The 23,917-nt window shown below is 42.1% G+C and carries 23 protein-coding genes; 6 read left to right on the top strand and 17 right to left on the bottom strand.

The window, feature by feature from the left end:
- Positions 1 to 122: 122 nt before the first annotated feature.
- From Q7P41_RS01440 to Q7P41_RS01395, 10 genes are all read right to left on the bottom strand, one after another.
- Positions 123 to 374: a CRISPR-associated endonuclease Cas2 gene (locus Q7P41_RS01440; protein WP_303881593.1), complete on the bottom strand. Its 252-nt coding sequence runs from the start codon at positions 372 to 374 to the stop codon at positions 123 to 125.
- A 14-nt stretch (positions 375 to 388) separates the two neighbouring features.
- Positions 389 to 1,387 carry a type I-B CRISPR-associated endonuclease Cas1b gene (gene cas1b, locus Q7P41_RS01435; RefSeq protein WP_303881590.1) on the bottom strand — a complete coding sequence of 333 codons (999 nt, stop codon included), beginning with the start codon at positions 1,385 to 1,387 and terminating at the stop codon, positions 389 to 391.
- 7 nt (positions 1,388 to 1,394) lie between these two features.
- Positions 1,395 to 1,949, bottom strand: coding sequence for a CRISPR-associated protein Cas4 (gene cas4, locus Q7P41_RS01430; protein WP_303881589.1), 555 nt, complete (start codon positions 1,947 to 1,949; stop codon positions 1,395 to 1,397).
- Positions 1,949 to 4,153: a CRISPR-associated helicase Cas3' gene (cas3, locus tag Q7P41_RS01425; protein WP_303881587.1), complete on the bottom strand. Its 2,205-nt coding sequence runs from the start codon at positions 4,151 to 4,153 to the stop codon at positions 1,949 to 1,951. The genes cas4 and cas3 overlap by 1 nt, the downstream gene beginning before the upstream one ends.
- The gene (gene cas5, locus Q7P41_RS01420; RefSeq protein ID WP_303881591.1) at positions 4,138 to 4,839 is read right to left on the bottom strand and encodes a CRISPR-associated protein Cas5; all 702 of its coding nucleotides are present in this window, start codon (positions 4,837 to 4,839) and stop codon (positions 4,138 to 4,140) included. The genes cas3 and cas5 overlap by 16 nt, the downstream gene beginning before the upstream one ends.
- Positions 4,836 to 5,750 (bottom strand): type I-B CRISPR-associated protein Cas7/Cst2/DevR, encoded by a 915-nt coding sequence (cas7i, locus tag Q7P41_RS01415; protein ID WP_303881585.1) that lies wholly within the window; start codon positions 5,748 to 5,750, stop codon positions 4,836 to 4,838. Before cas7i ends, cas5 begins: the two co-directional genes overlap by 4 nt.
- 2 nt (positions 5,751 to 5,752) lie before the next feature.
- Positions 5,753 to 7,249: a hypothetical protein gene (locus tag Q7P41_RS01410; RefSeq protein WP_303881584.1), complete on the bottom strand. Its 1,497-nt coding sequence runs from the start codon at positions 7,247 to 7,249 to the stop codon at positions 5,753 to 5,755.
- Between the two features lie 71 nt (positions 7,250 to 7,320).
- A complete protein-coding gene (cas6, locus tag Q7P41_RS01405; protein WP_303881583.1) occupies positions 7,321 to 8,064 on the bottom strand; it encodes a CRISPR-associated endoribonuclease Cas6 in 744 nt (247 codons plus the stop codon).
- Between the two features lie 559 nt (positions 8,065 to 8,623).
- Complete coding sequence (guaA, locus tag Q7P41_RS01400) at positions 8,624 to 10,168, bottom strand: glutamine-hydrolyzing GMP synthase (protein ID WP_303881582.1); 1,545 nt, start codon at positions 10,166 to 10,168, stop codon at positions 8,624 to 8,626.
- A gap of 30 nt (positions 10,169 to 10,198) precedes the next feature.
- Positions 10,199 to 11,590, bottom strand: a complete 1,392-nt coding sequence (locus tag Q7P41_RS01395; protein ID WP_332636592.1) for a DegQ family serine endoprotease — start codon at positions 11,588 to 11,590, stop codon at positions 10,199 to 10,201.
- A gap of 356 nt (positions 11,591 to 11,946) precedes the next feature.
- On the opposite strand from Q7P41_RS01395, the gene Q7P41_RS01390 reads away from it, so the two are divergent.
- The 3 genes from Q7P41_RS01390 to Q7P41_RS01380 all read left to right on the top strand — a co-directional run bounded on the left by Q7P41_RS01390 (position 11,947) and on the right by Q7P41_RS01380 (position 15,512).
- Positions 11,947 to 13,056 (top strand): DUF362 domain-containing protein, encoded by a 1,110-nt coding sequence (locus tag Q7P41_RS01390; protein WP_303881580.1) that lies wholly within the window; start codon positions 11,947 to 11,949, stop codon positions 13,054 to 13,056.
- 13 nt (positions 13,057 to 13,069) lie between these two features.
- A complete protein-coding gene (locus Q7P41_RS01385) occupies positions 13,070 to 14,437 on the top strand; it encodes a tryptophanase (protein ID WP_303881579.1) in 1,368 nt (455 codons plus the stop codon).
- A 208-nt stretch (positions 14,438 to 14,645) separates the two neighbouring features.
- Positions 14,646 to 15,512, top strand: a complete 867-nt coding sequence (locus Q7P41_RS01380; protein WP_303881578.1) for a MurR/RpiR family transcriptional regulator — start codon at positions 14,646 to 14,648, stop codon at positions 15,510 to 15,512.
- Positions 15,513 to 15,594: 82 nt separating this feature from the next.
- On the opposite strand, the gene Q7P41_RS01375 is transcribed toward Q7P41_RS01380, so the two are convergent.
- The 6 genes from Q7P41_RS01375 to Q7P41_RS01350 form a co-directional block, all read right to left on the bottom strand.
- Positions 15,595 to 16,278 carry a metal-dependent hydrolase gene (locus Q7P41_RS01375; protein ID WP_303881576.1) on the bottom strand — a complete coding sequence of 228 codons (684 nt, stop codon included), beginning with the start codon at positions 16,276 to 16,278 and terminating at the stop codon, positions 15,595 to 15,597.
- A 101-nt stretch (positions 16,279 to 16,379) separates the two neighbouring features.
- Positions 16,380 to 17,336: a glycosyltransferase family 9 protein gene (locus Q7P41_RS01370; RefSeq protein ID WP_303881575.1), complete on the bottom strand. Its 957-nt coding sequence runs from the start codon at positions 17,334 to 17,336 to the stop codon at positions 16,380 to 16,382.
- Positions 17,324 to 17,608, bottom strand: a complete 285-nt coding sequence (locus Q7P41_RS01365) for a hypothetical protein (protein WP_303881574.1) — start codon at positions 17,606 to 17,608, stop codon at positions 17,324 to 17,326. Before Q7P41_RS01365 ends, Q7P41_RS01370 begins: the two co-directional genes overlap by 13 nt.
- Entirely contained in the window at positions 17,605 to 19,407 is a 1,803-nt protein-coding gene (gene aspS, locus Q7P41_RS01360) for an aspartate--tRNA ligase (RefSeq protein WP_303881572.1), read from the bottom strand. Before aspS ends, Q7P41_RS01365 begins: the two co-directional genes overlap by 4 nt.
- Positions 19,408 to 19,426: 19 nt before the next feature.
- On the bottom strand, positions 19,427 to 20,695 hold the full coding sequence (hisS, locus tag Q7P41_RS01355) for a histidine--tRNA ligase (RefSeq protein WP_303881571.1): 1,269 nt from the start codon (positions 20,693 to 20,695) through the stop codon (positions 19,427 to 19,429).
- A gap of 159 nt (positions 20,696 to 20,854) precedes the next feature.
- The gene (locus Q7P41_RS01350) at positions 20,855 to 21,115 is read right to left on the bottom strand and encodes a stage V sporulation protein S (protein ID WP_009200339.1); all 261 of its coding nucleotides are present in this window, start codon (positions 21,113 to 21,115) and stop codon (positions 20,855 to 20,857) included.
- 503 nt (positions 21,116 to 21,618) lie between these two features.
- Between Q7P41_RS01350 and Q7P41_RS01345 the strand changes: the two genes are divergently transcribed.
- The 3 genes from Q7P41_RS01345 to Q7P41_RS01335 all read left to right on the top strand — a co-directional run bounded on the left by Q7P41_RS01345 (position 21,619) and on the right by Q7P41_RS01335 (position 23,474).
- Positions 21,619 to 22,320 carry a DUF1538 domain-containing protein gene (locus Q7P41_RS01345; protein ID WP_303881565.1) on the top strand — a complete coding sequence of 234 codons (702 nt, stop codon included), beginning with the start codon at positions 21,619 to 21,621 and terminating at the stop codon, positions 22,318 to 22,320.
- Positions 22,321 to 22,350: 30 nt separating this feature from the next.
- The gene (locus tag Q7P41_RS01340) at positions 22,351 to 22,674 is read left to right on the top strand and encodes a P-II family nitrogen regulator (RefSeq protein ID WP_303881563.1); all 324 of its coding nucleotides are present in this window, start codon (positions 22,351 to 22,353) and stop codon (positions 22,672 to 22,674) included.
- Positions 22,675 to 23,195: 521 nt separating this feature from the next.
- The gene (locus tag Q7P41_RS01335) at positions 23,196 to 23,474 is read left to right on the top strand and encodes a F0F1 ATP synthase subunit gamma (RefSeq protein WP_303881561.1); all 279 of its coding nucleotides are present in this window, start codon (positions 23,196 to 23,198) and stop codon (positions 23,472 to 23,474) included.
- 141 nt (positions 23,475 to 23,615) lie between these two features.
- Here Q7P41_RS01335 and Q7P41_RS01330 read toward each other — a convergent pair whose 3' ends face one another.
- The gene (locus Q7P41_RS01330) at positions 23,616 to 23,819 is read right to left on the bottom strand and encodes a cold-shock protein (RefSeq protein WP_303881560.1); all 204 of its coding nucleotides are present in this window, start codon (positions 23,817 to 23,819) and stop codon (positions 23,616 to 23,618) included.
- Positions 23,820 to 23,917: the final 98 nt, after the last annotated feature.

The raw sequence follows: 23,917 nt of genomic DNA, 5'->3' as shown, positions 1-23,917 counted from the left end.
AATTAGCAGTGAGGGGTCAAATCGCTTTTTCATAATAAAGAAATGCGATCATCACTAAGAATTACATCAGTTTTAGACTGTGTCGATCCCTCGGTGTTTTTGCACTACCGGGGGTCGACAAATCATATCATCATCGTCTGCCCTCCTTTGTCTAAACCCAAAATTTGCCTTTCGAGATATTGTTGTTGCCGTAAGACGTAAAATACGACAGAGTCTTTTTCAACGTCAATTATTTTACGCAGGTCAGCCTTGAGCCTGGCAAATTGTGCTTTTGTTAGCTCACCTTCAAGCAAGGAATTTTGAACCCAATTAAGATATCTTCTTCCAACATGAAGCACCTTTGTAACACGTTCTACATTAATATCATAAGCCATGATCACAAACAACTTTACCACCTTGAGGTATAGGGCTCATAGGGGCGATCTTCCAGGAGATGTTTTTCAATTTTATATAAATCGAGCCTAATTAATCTGCGATAGGATACCTTCCGCCTTAATGTTGGATGATCTATGGTCGTCCTTAACCTCTTTTCCCATTCCTCTATATACTTTTGTCGACCAGCTTCTGAAAGATAAACTCCCTCAACACCAGAAGAGAAGTCCCTTGCCTTCAATTGATTTTTATTTATTAAAGAAAATATCAACCTATCAACAAAAATAGGTTTAAAAATTTCTGCAACATCCAAATTCAAGCTAAAACGCCTAAAGTTGGTAGCGTGCAAAAACCCGATTCTTGGATCGAGGTGTGTTCTGTAAATTTCGCTTAAAACCGTGACGTAAAGCAAGGAGTTTCCAAAGCTGATTAACGCGTTCAGACGATTTTGCGGCGGCCTCCGCGTTCTTTTTGCAAACGCAAAATCCTCATTATCGATAATGGCATCGAAGGCACTGTAATAAGTTTCACGGGCATTGCCCTCGATTGCCATTAACGCTTCGGGTGAACTTTGTAACTCAACGGCAGCAACATATTGATCTAGCTTATCTAAAGCACTAGAAAGGTCTTCAACGCCTCTTCTTGCATAATATTCTAAGACTTTTTTCATATTGTTAATTGCACCTGAGACGAATCGCCTTGCCAAGTCCATTCTTTTTTGTGAATCTAAATAATGTTCTGATTGCTTTAAAATTAAGCAACCTGAATTATAGTATTCTCGCGGATAAAATGAACCAACATAATAACCGTAATGGTTAAAAAAATGCATCGTAATCTCGTTTTGTGTTAAAAACTCAAGAAATCGTTTATTAAAGCTCAGTTCGCCAAATATCTGTATATCAGCTATCGTTTCTACAGGCATGTAGCGTTTTTTGCCGTCGCCATCCTTGAAAACCAACGTGTTTTGCTGTCTTTCGAGGGTTCCGCTTGAAAGTATGTACATCGTCTGTCTCATATTTCTTCTACCCCCAACAGAACTCCGCATAAGCGCAAGAGCGGCATATACCAGACCACTCAACAACAGGCGGGCTAGGAAGTCCTATTAGTTGTGTTATATGTTGTAATGCTGCCTCAACTTCCATTTCTTTTTCCTTGGTCAGTATCACGTCTTCTTTCCTTTTCTGTCGTGGAAAACGCAATTCACCGATAAGCCCATCAAACCCTTTGCGCTTCAGGTAGTAAAGATAATACAACACTTGCAATCTTGAAGCTTCTATCATTTTATTAGAATACTTTACTTCGAGAACTTTGCCACTCTCTTCCAAAATATCAACTTTAATTAAAGAATCGATCAACACCTCATGTTTCTTTAAACGCGGGTAACTTGTCTCGTGAAGGAGAGCTCCTAAGGCGACCTTGTCGCTTGACTTTTCCATTTCTAAGTGGCGTGAGTAAAGCCAAAGCTTTCTATGGCACACCTCGTAATAGTAAACTTGGGTGCCTGTGTAGAAAAGTTTTTCTCCGGTATAAATATTACCTTCATAATTTTGATATGATTCGTTATGCTGTTTCATCATTATATCATTATATTGCTGAAATCCTGGTCTTTATGTGTATCATCTTGATCTTCCTCTAAATAAGGTGGCAGTAATCCAATCTCATTGTCATATCTAAGGTTTGTAATAAGGTATCGGATGTCCTTATATAAGGGAAATCGTTCAGGAAACCGATGAATCCACCAAATCGGTATAGGCGTCAGATATTCTACTATGCGCCATGTTTCACCTCTTTCGTAAAGGCCGTAAACATCTTGTAAAAATGTTTCGGGTATTACGTCAATGGAGATCTGACCCCGACGAGTAGTAAATTTACTGCGCATATTTTCGTCCGACAAATCTATCGTATAGCAACCTAATACATTTTGAATTTCTTCTAATGTTTGAGCTCCTTCGCTAAATTCCTTGTTCCAGCTATCCAGAGCCATGATATGTGTATAAAGCCGATCAGTAGCACTAGCTAAATCGTAATCTGTCGGTAGTTCAGGCAATTCTCTTAAAATTTCAAGGCTATAGTCCAGTATCTCTTTTCCGTAAACGTGCCCAGAATTTTCGGAGTATCTAGAACATATGATGACAGGAACTGGTGGTTGATCGTCAAATCGGTTAACCCGACCCATACGTTGAACTAGAGCATCAATCGGGGCTATTTCGGTCAAAAGAACGTCATATGATATATCCAGGCTAACTTCAACTATTTGAGTAGCGATAAAAATAGTGCCTGGTTTGGGATCTTTTACTTTTTGTTCTTTTTCTTGTCTGTCCCTAAAGGCGAAACGAGCATGCAGTAAATGGCATTTATCCCATTTTAACTCGTTCTTCAATGTTTGATAAAGCATTTGGGCTTCGCGAATAGTATTAGCCACTATGAGTACCCTTTTGCCGCTAATTGCAAAAGACAAAGCTCTTTCTAAAACATTTTGCAGCAAATCATCTTCAAGGTGTAGTCGATGACGAGTTCGTCGCCATAGGTTGTGTTCGGCTTCTATCAGCGTTCCTTTAGGAAATAACTTCAATAACGACGGCGGAAGCGTAGCGCTGGCTATCGCAAAGTAAGCGGGTGGATCTGTCTCAAGCGCTTTCAAAAGAAGCCCTAACGTATAAGGTTCATAGGCATGAATTTCATCTAGTACTATTTTGGATTGCTTGGTAAGACATCTACGCTCTTCCCAGTGACGCCCGTTAAGATGTGAGATTAAATATTGGTCTAAGGTGGCCACTGTGATTGGTTTTGCAAAAACAGATCCAAATAGCCGCTCCTCCAAAATGTCTTCTTCGGATTCCATATGTAGCATATAGCTTGCTCGTCCATGAGCCAAAGACACATTGCCATCACCATAAATTTCTCGTAATCGTTCCCACATGGCGTTAACGGTTGCTTGGGTAGGAAGCAGGTATATTAAGCGATCCGCGTCATTTGCCCATAGCAAAAGTGCTTCAGTTTTACCTGTACCCGTGGGCGCTCGAAGTTGAATATTCTCATCACAGCTACCTTCTGCTTGTCGTTGGAAGTTTCTTAATGGAAATTTACTTGTATGGGATTTGATTATCTTTCCACCACTATTTAAAAACAATATAGAAGCATCATTCTTACCTGCCGAGGCTAACCAGTCCGAGAGATGTAATACTGTTTTAACTTGAGTGAATTCATTGACGGGAAGAGATTGCAGGAGGCCTCGTATGCTATATTTCAACTCTCCATAATTAATTACGGTATCAAGGATAATAGCAGGTGAACTATCTTTTCCAAGCAAAGGTTGTGCAGATTGCAAAAATTGTTCTACGCCTGGTAGCCCCTTTATTTCATAAGATTCAAGTAAATTCCATAGATCTCCTAAAATCTCTTTTAGTTTAGGATGATACCTTGGAGCTTCAAAGCCTTTGTAAAGCTCAACTCCTAAAGGAGAATGATGAGTTAATACGGATGCCGTTGCCGTTAACTCACAACTGTCCCAATTGTAATAATCGTTTATCATGCCTTCGGCTGCTAATATGAGCGGAAAAGAAGCCAGAGCATGGGGATAGGCTCGTCCTTTTCTACGTCGTATGTATTCCTGAAAGTCTATTGTTGCCTTTCCTATGTCGTGTAACGCGCAAGCAAGTAAAGCTTTCATGCGTAAACGACTATTTAGCTTCATACGGTTAGCAAGGTCATTGCCTAAATGCATTACATCTGCTGAATGCCTTAAAAGAGTCACGTCAGGTTTAGCTAACAGTTCATCCATACGAAGTTTCTCCCTTGATATTTTAGGGCTTGTAGTCCCGATATTTCCATTTTTAATTGAAAAGGCAAAAAACTTAAAGTGGCATAATTTTGTGGATGGCGTAACCTTTTATTATCAACACTAAAATTCAAAGGAAGTTCTTCGATTATGGGTGGTTCAAATTGTATCCCTGGTTCAAGCATCGGATGAATATGCATTTTTCTTACATCACCCGCTATTACCGTACCGTAAAATGTAGGTTCACCCGGAGAGGCTTCGTCTATTGTTATATCTTCTACTAATATCAACTCGTCTTCTCGCCCAAGCGATAAGGGATAAGCAGGGTTTTGAAAAGCTTGATTTAAGCTTGTAAGTAGCTGTTCATCAGCACTATAGATGATTGTGTAAGATACGTTGAACAAAAGCTCACGCACGTAAGGAGAACGTTCCATTTTTCCATTTTTAATTTTCAACAATGTCCACATATCGCTAGCACGGCCCGGTTCTTGATCCATCCAGACTGAAAGTTTTACATCATCCAAGAGACTATCTTTTGTCCAAAGCTCACGATCTGGCAGTCCCAACGCAGAACCAGCAAGGCCGATGAGAGTAGTAGGAGGAGGTAGGGGCAGCGTGCGTTGATAGTTGTGATCTAGGGGTCGCCGGAAAGAAACCACTGGCGACTGAACTTTCAAGCAAAGTATCATTTCCACAAGTCTTCCACCTCTATTTTGGCCTTTTGAATGGCCTCGTGTACAGGCACCACTTCTCCGTAATTTTTAAGGCGGTCGCTGATTTCGTGTTCATTATCAAAAACACCCGGTTCTAATCCAAATATTGTGCTCTTGCGATACGTTTTGAACTTATCTAGGGCATTTAAAAGGGGCTCTAGTTCCAGCACGTATTTGTTATTTTCATATTTGGCACTTAAGGCTTCAAGGAAAACTGGATGTTTGACGTTAAGCTTGCTATAGGCAATAAATTTTGGCGAAAGATCCGTAAGCATCCTGGCAGTTCGTCCTCCACCCCATAATATATTCAGGGCCTCCAATAAATCCTGTAACCTTTTTCTGCGGTCAGGAATAGGAAGTTCTTTTTGTTCTTTCTCTTTGATCTCTAAAGTAGGGAATACACCTATTCTGTCGAGCTCAACCAAAATCGTTCCTTTAAATAGATTTGCATATAATTCCGTTTCAAATATATTGCCTCCCGTCGACATTGCTTGCCCAAAACGCTCAAACGACCTGGTTCCAAGATCACGATCACCCTGAAAAGGAAATAACCCCACTGCCACAGATACTCTTACAGGTGAAGTGCGGCGATATCCTGCCGGATCAAGATACCCAAACAAGTCTTCGTCTACGTAATCCCAAGGTTTAATAGGTGGAGTTACTTGCTGTCCACTAACCTCGGCAAAGGGCTCTGATAGGGTATGCCCCAGCTCTGCTAGTCTATCTCTCAACATTCGGCGAATGGCTTGCCCGGAAATATAGGGTATTGTGCTACCATCAGGAAGGGTTACTTTTTTAGTGACCATAACGTTACCCTCTGTATATGATGCATTCACGTTTGCTGCTGAAACTTTGATTAAATAACCAATAGCAATCGCCTTGCACATGCTTATTCCTCCTTTTCTAAAGTTGCAGAATCTTTATCTTTTCTCGCATATTCTCTCAAATAGCTATTCATGGCATAAATTGCAAGTAAGGTTTTGACTCTTACCCAAGGCACACCGAAGATACGTTCTCCCTTTTCAATGCGAAGTAGAGCTTCCGGAATGGTCATTTCCAAGCGAAATTGTGCGTCATTTAATACACGATAAAATTCTTCTGGTTTTTTAGCGTTACGCAAAGCATAAAGCAGGCCCATTTCACCATCTTCTTTCGCTGCCCTTCCTAGTGTGTAACCGAAACCAGCAAGGATTCGTTGAAACTTCTCATCCATATTAAGCACCTCCTTGAGGTAGATATTAAACATATCTAAAGTCCCCATTACCAAAGGTTTTGGGGGTTTTTCTTTAGCACGAACGTCAAAAATGAATGTTTCCATAATTGGAAATGGATCTGCGAAATCAAGTATTGCCCGAGCAACCTTATCACGCCATAGTGTTTCGTCTTTATTCCCTTGTCGAGACATGAACTGTCGGAGTACCAATGCTATTTGTCGAGGTGGATTATCTAATTCTCTTCGCTCAAACTCATTTACCCATTTTTCATAGAGCTTATAAAGAGAATGAAGTTTTGTAATTTCTTTTACAGACTTCATTGAAAATGCCTGGCCCATTATGCCGGTAACTGCATAAAGAGTAATAAATGAGGGTAGAGAGGAAGGCACTGAACCTACTCTAAACAAGGAGGCCAAGCATTTGCTTGTTTCTTCGGGAATATCTTTTGGATTTGAGATGTATGAAAAAAGCGACAGTAACAACCCGAGGGTTGTTTCATGAATATATGATCCCCAGAAAGGTAAACGAGGGGTATTTCCACCTTTTTCGCCTTCTGCTCTTAAAGGCAAAAATACCTCACGATGAAGTCTCTCCATTGTGCTAAGATCAGAGTGGAAGACAAAAAAGTGAAGCACCTTTCCTTGAGCCTTCCAAAGCCATCCTATATAACCTGCCAGCCCGGCCAATGCACAACGAGCACAAAGCTTAAAACCTCGTTTTGAACCTGAATAGAAGTTCCCAAACTTTGATGGTTCTACCATAAAAGGGAACATCCACATTTTTGCATCTGTAAGAGGTGCCTCTATGCCACAAAGGTTACAGATGCCATGTCTTTTGCTCAATTTTAATTTGAGGTCAAATATGGGCGGTTGTGTTGAATATTCCTCGCCGTCGATCTTGACCTTTGTTCCAGCTTTGCCAGATACCTTTATAAATTGATTTGTAGGATATTTCCAGTTGACTTTTTCGTACTCTACAAGTTCCTCTTTCTTCTTGTCAAAATATTTGCCTTTATTGCCAGTTTTTTGCACTATTTTTTCTGTAAGTTTTTCTAAAATATAATCCGAATCATAATTGCCCTCTCCAAATTCGCAATACAAGGTAACTAAACCATTATCCATCCAAAAATTACCCGTAGGACTAGATAAATCGATAGACACGCTATAACCCATTATATCCACCCACTTTGATCAGGACACTTAATTTTTAATATTTTAGGTTTCCTGAAAATATTCCATTTGAATCAAACTACTTTAACCATCCCAAACCCCTGACTGTTCTTTGCCCCTAAACCGGCATCATAGGCAAGATAGAAAAATTCTTCTGGAAGGTCCAATTCGTAAATGCCTGTCCAACCCTTGATTACGGTGTCGCGATATTTCATTATCCTGAGGTCTTGTTTGCCAACCTTAATTGGCCTTATCCTTGATCCTGCTAAATACGCTGGATCATTGGGTCCCAAACCCAACGCCTGGCTTTTCCTCCATAAGTTTGCGAAAATTTGAATTTCCCAATCGCGCTCTGCGGGGCTGTAGTAATAGGTTTTCTTCCGACCACTACCTGTAGTTAACGTGCTGTAAATGGTTATCGGAGAAAGCGTTTTTACCTTTATTGGCCGGGTGAAGTTCGGCCTTTCTTCGACATCTATTCGAACTAGCTCGCATTCTTGTGACCCTAACTGTATTTTGCCTTTAATTAAGAGGTGTTTCACAAAGGATTCAAGTATATCTTCGTGAATAGAACTTACATGTACTTTAAGTGGGCCGGTAAATTCAATGGTTTCCCTGCCAATCAAATACCTTCCATATAAGCGGCTAAAGGTAAAAAAGCGAAATTGTCTTTTTCCAAAAGCTAATCCTTCATTATGCAAGCGGTCTGAGACAAGACCATCCAAGTTGTTATAGATCAAGCCCTGGATCAGGCTATTATAGTGAATGGGAAGGGTTAATTTTTCCGACTGTGGGGAAAATTCAATCGTTATTCTCATAAATTCCCTTTTCACCTCCTGCTTTGAAGATGTCAATTTATGGTGATCCGCTTTGTAATTTAGCTTCTTGGCTTGATATCTTTTCGCTTAACTTTGCTTGAAAAACAAAAATAAGAAAACGGCTCATCTGCTTTAAATATGATCACACAGCCTAAATTGAGATGGGGCACAACAAGGAATATCACGAAATGACATGGACGACAACGAAGAGACTATTTATCAATTTGACTAAAATTTGGGTTCGACTTGTAGTTATTTATATCATGCGTTTAATGAAAAATCAATAGCCTTTAATTTTTTAGCTAAGATTATGCATTATATAATATGAAGTTTAACTTCCTAAAATATTGGCTAAATTTGCCTGAATTAACAATCATATGTTCGAGCAGGTAGATAGATGTGAAGGCTGTCCCAGCTGCTGTCATGAATAACATACAAGCTATAAATTAAAGAGGGAGGAAATCCATCCTCCCTCTTTAATTCTTATTTTTCAGATTATTGCGCCTCGCCACAAGTTTACCGCAGCTGCTGGATCGGACAAAGAACAGTAAAGCTGCTTTTACTCCCACTCTATCGTCGCGGGTGGCTTGCTAGTCACGTCCAAAACCACCCTGCTGATGTCTGTAACTTCATTGCATATGCGATGCGCAATTTTGTCAAGCAATTCACGGCTCAGGTAAACCCAATCGGCCGTCATACCGTCTAAAGATTCGACTGCTCTAAGCGCTATGGTATACCCATAAGTGCGCTCATCTTCTATCACGCCAACACTTCTAACGGGGAGAAGGACACAGAAAGCCTGCCATACTTTGTCGTAAAACCCGGATGAATCCAATTCATCCATAAATATAGCATCAGCTTGTCTGAGCAATTCCAGTTTTTCCGGCGTCACCTCGCCTAAGCATCTAACAGAAAGTCCCGGACCGGGAAAGGGGTGCCGACGCAATATCGAATGTGGGATCCCCAAAATAGCACCTATAGCCCGGACTTCGTCTTTAAAAAGATCTTTTAACGGTTCCAGCAGCTGTAATTTCATTTCTTCGGGCAATCCACCCACGTTATGATGGGTCTTTATAATAGATGCCCCCCTGCTTTCTTGTCCGCTTTCAATTACATCTGGATAAAGTGTGCCTTGGAGCAACCATTTTGCGTCGCCCACCTTTTCGGCCTCACGCTCAAAGACGTCTATGAACGTTTTGCCCACCGCTTTCCGCTTCTCTTCGGGATCTGTAATCCCCTTTAAAGCCTGGAGAAATTCATTTGAAGCATCGACGTAGCGAACGTCTAGGTTCAATTTTTGGCGATAGACGGAAAGAACGTTTTCAGCCTCGTTAAGGCGCAAAAGGCCATTATCCACGAAGACACAATGAAGTTTATCCCCTATCGCCTTTCTAGTAAGCACAGCAGCCACAGTAGAATCGACTCCACCGGATAAGGCGCAAATTACCTTGTCGTTTCCGACTATTTGTGCAACTTCTTTTATCTTCTCCTCCACCCAATCCTCCAGATTCCAAGAAGGTTCGCAGCTACATATGTCAAATAAGAAGTTCCTTAAAATTTCAAGACCATGTTCGGTGTGAGCTACCTCGGGATGAAATTGAAGGCCCCAAATCCGATCATCAAGAGTGGCCATCGCGGCTATGGACCCATCTTCACTTTTCGCTAAGGATCGCACGTTAGGTGGAAGCTGGGCGACAGAATACCCACGGCTCATCCAGGCGCAAAAACGCTTAGGTAGCCCCTTTAAAAGCTTGGCATTCTCGTCCTCGATCTCCACTTGAATACGTCTATATTCGGCTGACCCAGTTTTGGCTATTTTGCCACCCAAGATATGGCACAACAATTGCATCCCATAGCATATACCAAGAATGGGAATGCCAATTTCTAAGATCTCGCTTGATACCGTAGGGGCTTCTGAAAGTGGCACATTTCTTGAACTTCCCGAAATAACAATTCCCTTCGGGCTTTTTGAGCGTATCTCTTCTACAGAAGCATCCCAAGGAAGAATCTCGCTATATACGCGAAGTTCCCTAATTCTTCTTGCTATGAGCTGTGTATACTGAGAGCCGCAATCTAAGATAATTATGACGTCCTTGGCTTTCAAAGATTACACCTCCAAGTCATGCTCAAAAACTTATATCCGCAGGGAGACAAAAAAGGTCCGCCCATCGCGCCAGACCAGAAGGACAACCACTTCCGCACTTTGGCTTAAAGCGCGTTTTAAATCTTCTGCACTATTAACGGGCACACCATTCGCTTCAAGGATTAAATCGCCCTCCCGAAGACCCACTTTATGAGCAGCAGAACCCACCTTTACCTCGGTAACCACAAGGCCTTGATCTTTTTGGATTCCAAATCTTTCTTTTAATGTAGGAGTAATAGGGGAAACTTCAATGCCCAGAGTATCTAAATCCGACGACTTTACATTGGAGGTCTCTGTTTGTCCGGGGATTTCTTCTAAAGTAACAGTGACGGTTTTGCTGCCACTCCGATTTACAACTTCTATTTTTAACTTGTCTCCAACCATATGTTTTCGCACTTGAAATACCAAATCTTGCGGATCTTTAATCTGAATGCCATCGATTTTAGTTATGACGTCTCCTCGTTTTATGCCGGCCTTTTCTGCAGGAGAATTGGGCATCACATCTGCAACTACCGCTCCTTCTTTGATCTTCAAATTGTAAGCTTGTATGAAATCCCTTGTAAGCGGTTGAACATAAACGCCAAGCCACCCTCTGCGCACTTTGCCATATGTCAACAGATCATCTATAACATTTTTAGCCATGTTAACTGGTATGGCGAAACCTATTCCTTGTGCGTAAGGTATGATAGCCGTATTAATTCCCACCACCTTGCCATCCAAGTCCAATAGCGGGCCGCCGCTGTTGCCCGGGTTTATGGCCGCATCGGTTTGCAAAAAACCGTCAAAGCTGAGATTCCCGGCGCGAACGGAACGATTTTTAGCCGAGATGACGCCAACAGTTACCGTATGTTCTAGGCCGAATGGATTTCCTATAGCAACGACCCATTCGCCAACTTGGACTGCATCAGAATCACCCATAGAAAGCACAGGCAGGTTGGTTGCAGTAACCTTTATCACCGCTAGATCGAAGGTCGGATCTTTCCCTACAATCTTCGCGTCAAGCTGTCTGCCATCGGCCAAGGTGACGATAATTTTATCAGCACTCTCTACAACGTGATTGTTAGTTAATATATAACCATCCTTGGAAACGATAAACCCCGAACCCTTGCCCCTCATTGGAATAACTTGAGTAAATCGTCGCCACTCTTCTCCGAAAAATTGCCTGAAAAGGGGGTCATCGATAAAGGGAATTAGAGGTTGTTGCACTAACGTTTCAGTGTCAATGTTAACCACCGCAGGAGACGCGTCCTGGGCTATTTTGGCTATGGGATTCCCAGTAACGGGATCGCTAGGTTTTGCCAGCGTTTCAAGCGGCATACTGATAATAACTATCCCTGCTAAAAGCAACATTAACACTTTGGAATATCTTTTAAACAACTTCACCACCTCCGAAATCTTCGACACCTAAGAAAGCATATATATCCTCAAGGGATACACACATCGTGAATTATACCTAAGACATTCATCGGTACTGCGCAGACGCCTTCTTCCAAAATTCTACCATGACGAGGACATGGCTACATCCAAAAAAAGAAAAAATCTACGACTACGGATTTAAATTGTATGATAAAAGCCATAACTTGATATAATTTAATTGTCTAACGATTGCGGCTGGTGTTATAAATTTTTAACTTTGTCAACCCATCTCAGATATAACAGTAGCTCAAGGAGTGAAATAATGACCAACAATAGCGAATATACTTGGTGTTGGCTCTAAAAGCCTACTCTAGGGTGAAATCATGAACAAACTTGTAATAAACTACGGTATAAATCCTAAAGAAATGACAAAAGAAGCCTTAGAAGCTTTGTCGGATCCACGTCAAGTTAGGGGCAAAACCAAAATTGGGATAAAACCGAACTTGATAAAGGATGTCCCTTCAGAGTCCGGAGCAACTACCTCACCTGAAATAGTTGCTGGCATAATAGAATACCTCCTAGATTATGGTTGTCAAAATATAGTGGTGCTAGAAAGCAGTTCCATTGGGCACGATACCGATCGCGCTTTTTACGCCTGTGGATATAAGGACTTGGAATCAAAATATGCTGTTAAGTTATTAAATCTTAAAGACGATAAAGTTACTGAAGTAAGGGCTGCCGGCATGAAATTGACGATATGCAAAAGCGTTCTCGATCTGGATTATCTTATAAACGTACCTGTGCTTAAGGCTCATTGCCAGACCAAATTAACCTGTGCCCTTAAAAACTTAAAGGGCTGCATCCCCGACAGCGAGAAAAGACGTTTTCACTCCCAAGGGCTTCACCGCCCTATAGCTGCTTTAAACGTAGCTATAAAGACGGACTTAGTGGTAGTTGACGGCATGTGCGGTGACCTTACCTTCGAAGAAGGCGGCAACCCAGTGCCAATGAATCGAATCATAGTCGGCTATGATCCTGTGCTCATCGATGCCTATGGGGCTGAACTTATCGGTTTAAATCCTCACTCAATCAAATACATAACTTTGGCTGAGGAATATGGAGTCGGGTCAACGGATGTGGATAAGGCAGAAATAATAGAACTGGGACACCGCCAGGCAGGACAACCAATTTTAGCCTCCCCTTTGGCCCACCGGCTATCTAGTTACATTGACGCGCGATCCGCTTGCTCTGTTTGTTATGGCAGCCTCATCCACGCCCTTGCCAGGTTGCAGGATGAAGGTCTTTTAAAAGCCCTCTCCAAGAAAAATCTAAAAATTAAGATTGGCCAAGGATTTCGAAACAAAAAAGAAGAAGGGATTGGCGTCGGAAATTGCACTGCCGGCATAAGGCATAACTTGCCTGGGTGCCCGCCAAAAGCAAAAGATATCGTCGAGTACATTAGAAATGAACTTTGCAAAATAAATATAAATTGAGGAGGTAAACAAAATGCGCTTGCCAGAGCCATACAGAATTAAGGTTGTGGAACCCATTCGTTTGCTACCCAGAGAGGAAAGGGAAAAAAGACTCGAAGCAGCTGGATTAAATGTGTTTGCCCTGAAAGCAGAAGACGTGTTCATCGATCTTCTCACTGACAGCGGTACAAATGCCATGAGCGACAATCAATGGTCTGGAATCATGATTGGTGATGAGTCCTACGCCGGTTCCAGAAGCTTTTATCACCTTGAAGCAGCAGTCAAGGAAGTATTCGAATATAACTACGTCGTGCCAACTCATCAGGGTCGCGGCGCGGAAAACACACTTTTTAGCATACTGATAAAACCGGGCCAATACGTAATGGGCAACATGCATTTCGATACCACTGAAGCTCATATCCGTTTAAAGAAAGGAATACCAGTAAATCTCGTTGTGGACGATGCCTTCGATACCTCAAAATATCATCCCTTCAAGGGAAATGTTGACCTTGGCAAACTTGAGCGTTTCATTGCAGAAAAGAAACCGGAAAATATAGCATTCATGCTCATCACGATCACTTGTAATAGTGCTGGTGGGCAACCTGTATCCATGGAAAACATCCGAGAGGTTTCAAGGATATGCAGAAAGAACAATATCCCGGTTTACATCGACGCGGCCCGTTTTGCTGAAAACGCATATTTTATCAAAGCTCGCGAGAAGGACTACGCCGACAAGACAATTGCAGAAATAGTCAAAGAAATGTTCAGTTACGCCGATGGGTTCACGATGAGCGCAAAAAAAGACGCCTTAGTAAACATCGGAGGCATGATAGGAATTAAAGATGACGAAAGCCTCTATAACCGCGCAAGGGAAGTAAACATCACTTACGAAGGTTTCCCAACATATGGCGGACTGGCAGGACGAGATCTGGAAGCTGTAGCCAGAGGGTTAAAAGAAGTTTTAGATGTGGATTATTTAAGGGCTAGGATCGGTCAAGTGGAATACTTAGGTAAGCTACTCTCAGACGCAGGTATACCAATTCAAACCCCGGTGGGAGGACATGCTGTTTTCGTCGACGCAGGCAAATTTCTCCCCCACATAGAGGCCGAGGAATTTCCGGGAGAAGCTTTGGCAGTAGAGCTTTACCTCGAATCCGGCGTACGAGCTGTAGAGGTAGGCACTTGCATGATGGGAAGGGACGCTGAGGGGAAAAACATAATAGCACCCATGGAACTCTTGAGGCTAACCATCCCCAGAAGGGTCTATACGGATAACCATATGGGCTATGTAGCAAAGTCACTGATAGACATCTATGGCAAGCGTGAAACTGTTCGGGGGTTAAAATTTACCTATGAACCTCCAATACTCAGGCACTTTTTAGCCAGATTCGAGCGGGTTTAGACTATTTAAGCAATGCTCAATTAATGACGCCGATGAACGAGATGACACTACATGCTGTTTCTTAGCGAAAAGTCCATCGCGGAAAGATAGTACGCGATGGACTTTTAACTTTGCCAAAAGGATCGTTGACATATATTCAATTAACTTGTAAACTTTTTTTGTTAATTTTAAACAAAAATATCTTATTTATCAGGAAAGGTGACAAGGGATGACTAAAGAAGAGCTTGAATCGCTTTTACGAGACAAGATACCTGCATTACCCAAAAAAGCTAGAAAAGTAGCTGAATATTTATTGTCTAACATGAGAGAAGCAGCCTTTCGCTCCATTGGGGAAGTAGCCGACGAATTAAACGTATCGAAAGCTCAGCTAGTTCGAGTTTCCAGGATACTAGGTTTTAAAGGATATGCCGATTTAAAATCAGCTCTTCAAAAGGTCATTTTAGAACAGATAGATCCCGTTACAATGCTGGTCAAGGCAAAGGAGCGCGGTGAAGGCCTGGCACCAAGTATTTTAGAGGCGGAACACGCAAATTTGGATAGTACGTGGAGAATGGCTGACAAAGAAAAAATTGACGCCTTTGTCGAACTGGTCAAAGAAGCAAATAACATCTACTGCATGGGCTGGGGAATTTCTTCTCTCGTTGCGGAAACTTTTTACATGCGCTTCAGGGTAATGGGCCTTCCGGGACATATGATTAAACGAGGATCATTAGCCATGATGGAGCAAGTGCGGGGCGTAAAACAGGGCGATATGGTCATAGTTTGCGAACTGCCGAGTTATGTTGTAGAGGTTACAGAAGCAGTTACAAAATGCGCCTCACAGAAAGCAAAGATCATGACAATTACTGACACCGCAGCCGCTCCTGTTTGCTCCGTGGCAACACTTCAGTTTTACGTCAGCGCTCTAAGTCCAACTTTCGGAAGCAGCATCATAGGGCCCTTATTTTTGGCACATCTTTTAACTTCCATACTTTCCGTGGAGCTTGGAGAGGCTGCTCGAAGCGCTCTCGAAGAACAACTAAAGTTCCTGCACGACGAAAGGATCTTTCACCCTGTATTTGGCCTTAGATATTAAAACTGGGATGCAACTATTAAAAGCCGTTCAACTTCAAGAGTTACTGATTGCAAGCCTCTCCTCCCTACTTAGCCTTAAAACATTAAATCTCGTAGCTTTGTCCGATCTCTAAAATTATTACCTCGGCCAGGGAGCCTACTTTCGATTGAAACTCATGGGGGTCTGCCTTTATTACAGGGAAGGTATCGTAGTGCATTGGAATTACCTTCTTTGGCTTTATGAATTCTACCGCTCTTACGGCGTCGTCAATGTCCATTACGTAGTTTCCGCCTATGGGCAACATGGCAAGATCTACTTGTTCTTGCTCGAGCAGCTTCATTTCCATGGTAAGACCCGTGTCGCCAGCATGATACAACTTTTTGCCTTCCACCTCAATTAAAAACCCGCATGGCGTTCCGCCGCACAACGTCTGATCTCCTTCGGTAATGCCAGAGCCATGCCATGCCGGAGTAAGCTTAACTCTCCCAAAGGGGAAAGCGTATCTGCCGCCCACATGCATGCTATGACATTTAAGGCCCTTTGACGTCAAATAGGCGGAGATCTCGGCATTAGCTATTACCGTTGCGTTAGTATTTTTAGCTATTTGAAGGGTGTCACCCAAGTGATCGTCATGCCCATGGGTAATAAAGATATAATCTAGTTCTTTCACATCCGATGGTTTCCATGCACTAGAAGGATTGCCTGACAAAAAAGGATCAATCAGGGCTTTAATTCCTTTTCCCTCAATGTAAAAGGCCGCATGCCCAAGATATGTCACCTTAGCCATCTATCATCGCCTCCCTCTCGTAAAAAATCTTATAAATCTTTGGAAAACCTAAAAAAGCCCAGGTAAGGCCACATTTATATTATACTCAACTCAACAAACACCTACACTAGCCGATTGAACCTTGTCCAGCTGCTGGGATACTTGTTTATCTTTTTAAACATATCATTTAACAGTGAAGTCCCGGGATGACCTTTTATATGGCCGCTTCTAATAGCCCTAAGATATCTTCGTGTGGCGTCAAATACGCGATCCACAGAGTGCGTCATCTTGCCACCACGCTCCCACAACCAAAACCCCACGCCCCATTTTGGGATCTCTTCTGGTGAAGTGGGGCCGAAAAGGCCAATTACAGGTACTCCTCCACCAAGCGCTATATGCAACCCAAGCGTATCTACGCTTATAAGCAAATCGAGGTTGTATATCCAATCAACATAACTTTGCATGTCTCCGCCTGGTTGCCATGTCACCTTGCAGCCCAATGCATTCAACTTCTTGGACAAGCCCCACCAGCGCTCCATAGGCCAACCTTTTTGTGGCCATTTAATACCCACTCTTGGATTCAATCCAACTAAGGGCGTCTTGCGAGTTTCACCCACTTGTACGCGGAGATAAGACCAATAAGGCTCACCCCTCCAAGTCATGCCGCACAACTTATAAAGCCAATGCGGATGCGAATACCTGCTACTGCCTTGGCCAGAGGAAATGACATCTTCCAATTCCGGAAATCTAGGCACGGTTCGCCAACAATGACCATCTAAATAAAAACCCCTAGTCTTTGTCTCCCATTTTTTCGGAATGGCAACTTCCGTTCTTTCAAGATAAAATACCTCATCCGGCTCTTCAACCTCGTCGAACGAGTCCACAAAGCGCAAGTTTTGCCTCGGTGGAAAAAGTGCTCGTAATTTTTTAGGAACACCATACCAATATACTTCATTATCACGAGGCAATAAACGAGATAGCAACACGCCACTTCTAAACACCTCACCATCAGAGATGCCCTCCAAGTGAGAGTCCCGCAGCAATTCCGTATCGCCAGTCTTGACAATTAGGTAGCGCATTTTGCTTTCACCTTTATCCGCGACGAACTATAATGTCCCGATTCATCGTACTCAATTCCCAAAAGTTGCATTGTAAGATCGTAATTTGATATATTTGCTTGTATTAAATTATCCTTGTTTTTTTCGTACCAAGCTTGCATGAATTTCGACTCCTTCCATCCTTCGACGAATAAAAAACCATTCAGCGCAACGTCCCCTTCGAGATCATATAACCAATCCTCACGCGTCTGTTCAACAACCAGGCCACGTCCCTTCAGATGCTTTAATGTCAACTTTGCTCCTCCTCGTCCTCTGTTGCTATTACCTTAATGTGTAGTTCCTCCAACTGACTTTCGTCGACGTATGAAGGAGCACCTGAAAGCAAACACTGCGCCTTTTGGGTCTTGGGAAAAGCTATGACATCACGAATTGATTTAACTCCGGCTAGCAGCATCACCAGCCTGTCGAACCCAAGAGCTATCCCCCCATGGGGAGGCGTCCCGTAAGAAAGCGCTGTAAGCAAAAACCCGAAACGATCCAAAGCTTCCTCTTTGTTTAAACCCAGGACTTTAAACACACTTTCCTGCACTTTGGGATCGTGAATTCTAATGGAGCCTCCTCCTATCTCGTTCCCATTTAATACTATATCATAAGCGCGGGCCCTCACATTCCAGGGGTCGCTTTCAAGTAAATGCAAGTCTTCGTTTTTGGGCGAAGTAAAGGGATGATGAACAGAAACATAACGGTTTTCCGCTTCGCTCCACTCAAATAAAGGAAAATCCACTACCCACAAAAAGGCCAGCTTATCTTTATCGACAAGATCATGTTTTCTTGCAACTTCCAATCTGAGTTGACCCATGACCTCGCACACTTTGCTTTTGTCCTCGTCAGCCATGACAAAAAGGGCTTCTCCTTGAGATAATTTTGATCGATCTATTAATAACCTTGTGCCCTCTTCATCTAAAAACTTGACCATAGAACCTTTTAACTTATCACCCCACTGAAAACAGGCCAAACCTTTAGCTCCAAGCTCTTTGGCCATAGCTTCAACAGTACTCACTTCCTGCCTGGATAAAGATGCACCATCGGGTAATACAAATCCCTTAATAGCTCCATTTTTTCCTACTTCAAAGGCTCTAATTCCCCTGCCATCGAAGACGTCTTTTAAGTCAACAAGCTCAAAGGGTATCCTTAAATCTGGCTTATCGGAACCGAAGCGTTCCATTGCATCGGCGTAAGATAAACGCATAAAGGGCGTCTGAATCTGCACTCCTAACGTCTCGCTAAAGAGCCCTTTCATGTAAGCTTCAATGAGGCTAAAGATGTCTTCTTCGGTTGCAAAGCTCATCTCCACGTCAATCTGAGTAAACTCCGGCTGTCTATCGGCCCTCAAGTCTTCATCCCTAAAACATTTGACTATCTGAAAATATTTATCCAAGCCTGATATCATCAAAATTTGCTTAAAAATTTGCGGCGACTGAGGAAGGGCATAAAACTTGCCGGGGTTCACCCTGCTTGGAACCAAGTAGTCCCTTGCACCTTCGGGTGTTGACTTTGTCAACATAGGAGTCTCTACCTCAACAAAACCCTCCCCATCAAAAAATACTCTTGTGTATTGTGCCGCCTTGCTCCTTAGGCGTAAATTTCCTTGCATGGCCTTACGCCTTAAATCCAAATATCTATATTTAAGCCTGATATTTTCATCAACCGCATCAGCCTCATTTGGATCGAAAGGAGGAAGCGCCGAAGGAGACAGTACTAATAAATCTTTAGCGATGACCTCGAAGTTTCCAGTCGCCAAGGAAGGATTTTCAGTACCGGCTGGTCTTCTTTTAACCGTACCTTTTATCGCCACTACATATTCGCTTCTAAGCTGTTTTGCCCTTTCGTGTAGAGACACATCGGTTTCAGGATTGATAACCACCTGAACTAAACCTGTATGATCCCAGATTTCAAGGAATATAATGCCCCCTAGGTCCCTCCTTTTTCGTACCCATCCGTTAATTACAATCGTCTTATCCTCATCGTCTTGGTTCACCCTACCGCAATAAACCGTTCTTTTCCAATTTTCGTCAAAAAAAGCGCCAGACAATTCGTTTCGCCTCCAAAGTTTAACGTACAATATACTGCTTTATATGATTCATTAAAGAATTTTGATGAACTTCCTCTTGAAGCCCGCTGGCGAGATCTTTTACGGTAACCACGCCTTTTTGTATCTCGGCACTACCTAATATGCATGCTAGCTTTGCCTTTTTGTTTGAAGCCATTTTAAGTTGTGAGCTAAGTGATTTGCCAGAATAATCCATATCGGCGCTTACTTTATCGCGCCTGATGTCGTAAAGCAATTTCAAGCCCGCTTTTCTTGCTGAGTCATCTGCTATTGCGACAAATACATCAATGCCTGGTTTTCGGCCAAAATCGCACCCTTGGCCCTCCATCGTCAAAACAATCCGCTCAATACCAGCAGCGAAACCCACTCCCGGCACATGATGACCACCTATAGCCTCAGCCAAATTATCGTACCTTCCACCGCCACATACTGCATTTTGAGCCCCAAGTTCGCCCGAAAGAACCTCAAAGGCAGTCTTTGTATAGTAATCTAAACCACGCACAAGATTTTTGTCCTCTTTATAAGAAATGCCAAGCAGTGACATGCCTTCTTTCACTTTTTGAAAGTGTTCACTACATTCGTCGCACAAATAACCGACCATGCCTGGAGATTCCTTCATTATCTCACGGCAGTGTTCATTTTTGCAGTCCAGTATCCGCAAGGGATTTCTCTCAAACCTGTTTTGACATGTTTTACATAATTCGTCATAGTTGGATCCGACATATTCTTTTAAAGCTTCTCGATAAACAGGCCTGCAGGCTGGGCAGCCTACAGAATTCACCACTACCTCGAGATTAGAAAGCCCGAGAGTGTCGAACAAATAAACCGCAAAAGTTACTATTTCCAAATCCACCTCAGGAGCCCCAGAACCAAGGGCCTCAACATCAAGCTGCCAAAACTGGCGATATCTGCCCTTCTGTGGACGCTCATACCGAAACATAGGCCCAACGCTCCATAGCTTCACAGGTTGCACTCTTTTTGACATTCCATGCTCCAGATAACACCTTACCATGGAAGCTGTAAGTTCCGGTCGTAGCGTCAAGCTCCTGCCCGAACGATCCTTGAAAGTATACATTTCTTTTTCTACGACGTCTGTTGAATCTCCTATACCTCTTGAAAATAATTCTGTATGCTCAAAAATGGGTAAATGCACTTCATCATACCCGAAAGCATCGGCCACTTTTCTCGCAGTTTCAACTACATAAGCCCATTTCCACGATTCATCGGGAAGTACGTCCCTTACTCCTCTAGGTGCCTTGATGATGTCCATGATTTATCGACGCCTCCTATTTCTTTGCAATCAGTAATTTATAATGATAGCAAAAATTATGATATCAAAAGATTCGCATAGTAAAAAGCGCGGCTCCTCCTATTGCCGCGCTTTCAGTACTTCTACGTCGGGGATTTGCCTATCAACATCTACGAAGGATTATCTTGATTCCAGCTGAAACTTAATTGCCGTCCTTTCCTCACCATCTATACTAATTTTAGCGAAAGCAGGAATGCAAATTAGATCAATGCCATTAGGAGCCACGTAGCCCCGTGCAATCGCTATCGCCTTAACGGCCTGATTTACCGCCCCTGCACCTACTGCTTGCACCTCCACTGCACCCTTCTCTCGCATAACTGCAGCTATAGCTCCTGCGACAGATTTTGGCTGAGAGTTTGCCGAGACCTTGAGAACTTCCATTGCATTCGACCTCCCTGTAAATTAGGCTCTTCATTCATCGTGTATATATCCCCGACTTTACATCGCATTGCCTATCATAGTATACCTATATCTCCCGAAAATTTGCAAGCTAAACTATCCTGAAAAATCAATAAATTGCAAGAATTGTTAGTCTTTTTTCTTACGCTTTCAGCTTACCTTTCTCGACTGAAGAACCTTCAGGCCTTCCTTTTTACTTTAAAACCCTTTAGAAAATAAATCTCACCACAAATGTATGAGCAATGGTAAGATAACAATGAGGGCGACCGAATGGTGGCGATTTGTGTATATGTAAAAATGGACAAACGATAAGTCTCAAACCAGAATAGGGCTTTTCATGCCGTTTTTAAAGAAACTTACATTACTCGTATAATTATCAAGCTTAAACCTATAAACATCGCTTTAGGAACGCATTGAAGGCAAGTTTTTGTTCGGTTCCACCTCTTTCGCAAATGCTATTTGAGATACAGGGAGGTTGCCACATCATGAGAGCGTTAACAATTCTAAAAGACCTATGGGAAACTATTGGAAGCGTACTTCCTTTGGCAATTATACTTGTACTTTTTCAACTAATTATACTAAAAAAACCAATTAAAAATATCAAAGAATTTATATTAGGGATTCTTCTCTGTATATTCGGTCTACATTTCTTCTTAAAGGGCGTTTTCTTGAGTCTCCATCCCTTAGCTAATTCGGTAGGAGAAAGCATTGTTGTATTAAATAATAAGTGGTTAATAGTTGTAGCAGCATTTGCCATCGGATATTTGGGAACTCTCGTCGAACCAGCTTTAAAGGCATTAGCCTTAGAGGTTGAAGAGGTATCTGTTGGAGCCATACCTCGCAAAACCTTGATTCATGCCGTTGCCATTGGGTTTGGCAGCGGAATGGGCATTGGCGTGTATAAAATCTTAAACAATATACCTTTTTCGAAAATCGCGACATTTTTACTCTTATTGATTGTCATACTGATTCTCTTCACTCCAGAGGAATTCGTATCTATAGCTATGGACTCCGCTAGCGCAACTACCGGCCCCGTTAACATCCCCATCAACATGGCCATAGCAATTGGCTTAGCAAAGGTGCTTGAAAATGTTGATCCATTGACATATGGTTTTGGCATTATTGGACTCACTTCAATCGGTGCTGTAATATCAGTACTTGCGCTAGGAATACTAACGAAAATATAAATCCATAAGCAAGCAAGGAGAGATAATGCCATGGAAGTTAAATGTATCGTCGCCATAGTTGAAAGAGGAAAAGCTGACAAAATAGTTGAAAAGGCAAAAGAAGCGGGTGCGAAAGGAGCCACCATCATCTACGGGAGAGGTACAGGACAATCAGAAGCGTTGAAATTTTTTAATTTACGCATAGAGGCATCCAAAGAAATAATTTTGATTCTTAGTGACATAAACGAATACAAGTCTATATACGAAGCTGTTGTGAAAGAAGGCAGACTTCACGAGCCCGGTACGGGCATCATATTCACTTTCTTAGTATCTGAATTAACTGGATTACATCATAGGGAACGTATAAAAAATTGAAGCAGATAGCCTAAACCATAGCCACTTAAAAAGATGGTGGCTAGTGCTATTTTTTATGCATTTTAAGACCGAACTCGATATTTTAAGGATTTTATAAGCGTTTCTCAAAGACCTTACATCTTAAAACAGTTCTTAAAAGCAGCAAACAAGAAAGCTAATGGAGATTTCTGAAGCGGGTTTTCAGTCACAGGGTCACGCATGCGAAATGCACTATAAGTAACCTCGAATTGAAAATGATCTTCCTAAAGTTGCTATAACCCACGATCACCTGACGATTAATCAAATAAATTTTATAAGATTAGACCCTGGTAAATATGGCACAATTAAACGCTTCTATATTTATAAGTATTTCCCTCCAAACCTTGCCTTTAGACTTAACCCAATGCAATATCTCGGCTTAAACATATAAATCTAACCGAGATATTAAAAATCAAGCATGTATGACAAAAACAATTATGGATTTTAGTAATCATTGATAGTATAATGAATCCTAAGTCTAGAATAAAAGGAGGGAAATTAAATTGTCGGAAAACAAGGCTAAACGGAGGAGAAGGAGAAGTACCATAGAAGAAATGATTATCAAAACACAAGAAAAACTGGAAAGAACCAAGAAAAGATTTATCAATAAGCATACCGATGAGATCGTTAATATGTTTACTCAAATTGTGGAAACTGCCCGATTGGATACCTTCGATGTCTTGAACGATTATATAAAGATAACCAACGAGGATGATCGCAGAAAGTTCGTTAACGATCTAATTGCCAACGCAGCCCGTAATATAGACGTGAATACCCAATAGCAAAGAACATGCTACAAAATAAAATATAGAAGGGTATAATCAACGCTAATTTCTTGTTTATAAATACAAGGCACAAAATTTTAAGGGGCGCTTCTTGCGAAACGCCCCTTCGATAGGCTATTGAAGTGTCACTCTTAAAAGTTATAGAGCCGTTACTTCAGATGCCTGTGGCCCTTTGTTTCCCTGAACTATCTCGAAAGAAACTCTTTGACCTTCAGCCAACGTCTTAAAACCATCTTGCTGTATAGCGCTGTAATGAACAAAGACGTCGTTGCCGCTGTCTGCAGTGATGAAACCATATCCCTTAGACTCGTTAAACCATTTGACTGTTCCTTCTGTTCTCACTAATGTTGCCTCCTAAATACTTGTTCTAAAAATTTTTAACTCGTCGATGGCGCCTACCGACACAACCATCTTACATCCTTTTATTCAAAAGTCAAGTG

The sequence above is a fragment of the Acetomicrobium mobile genome, from assembly GCF_937920065.1.
This window is presented reverse-complemented; position numbering and strand designations above follow the sequence as displayed.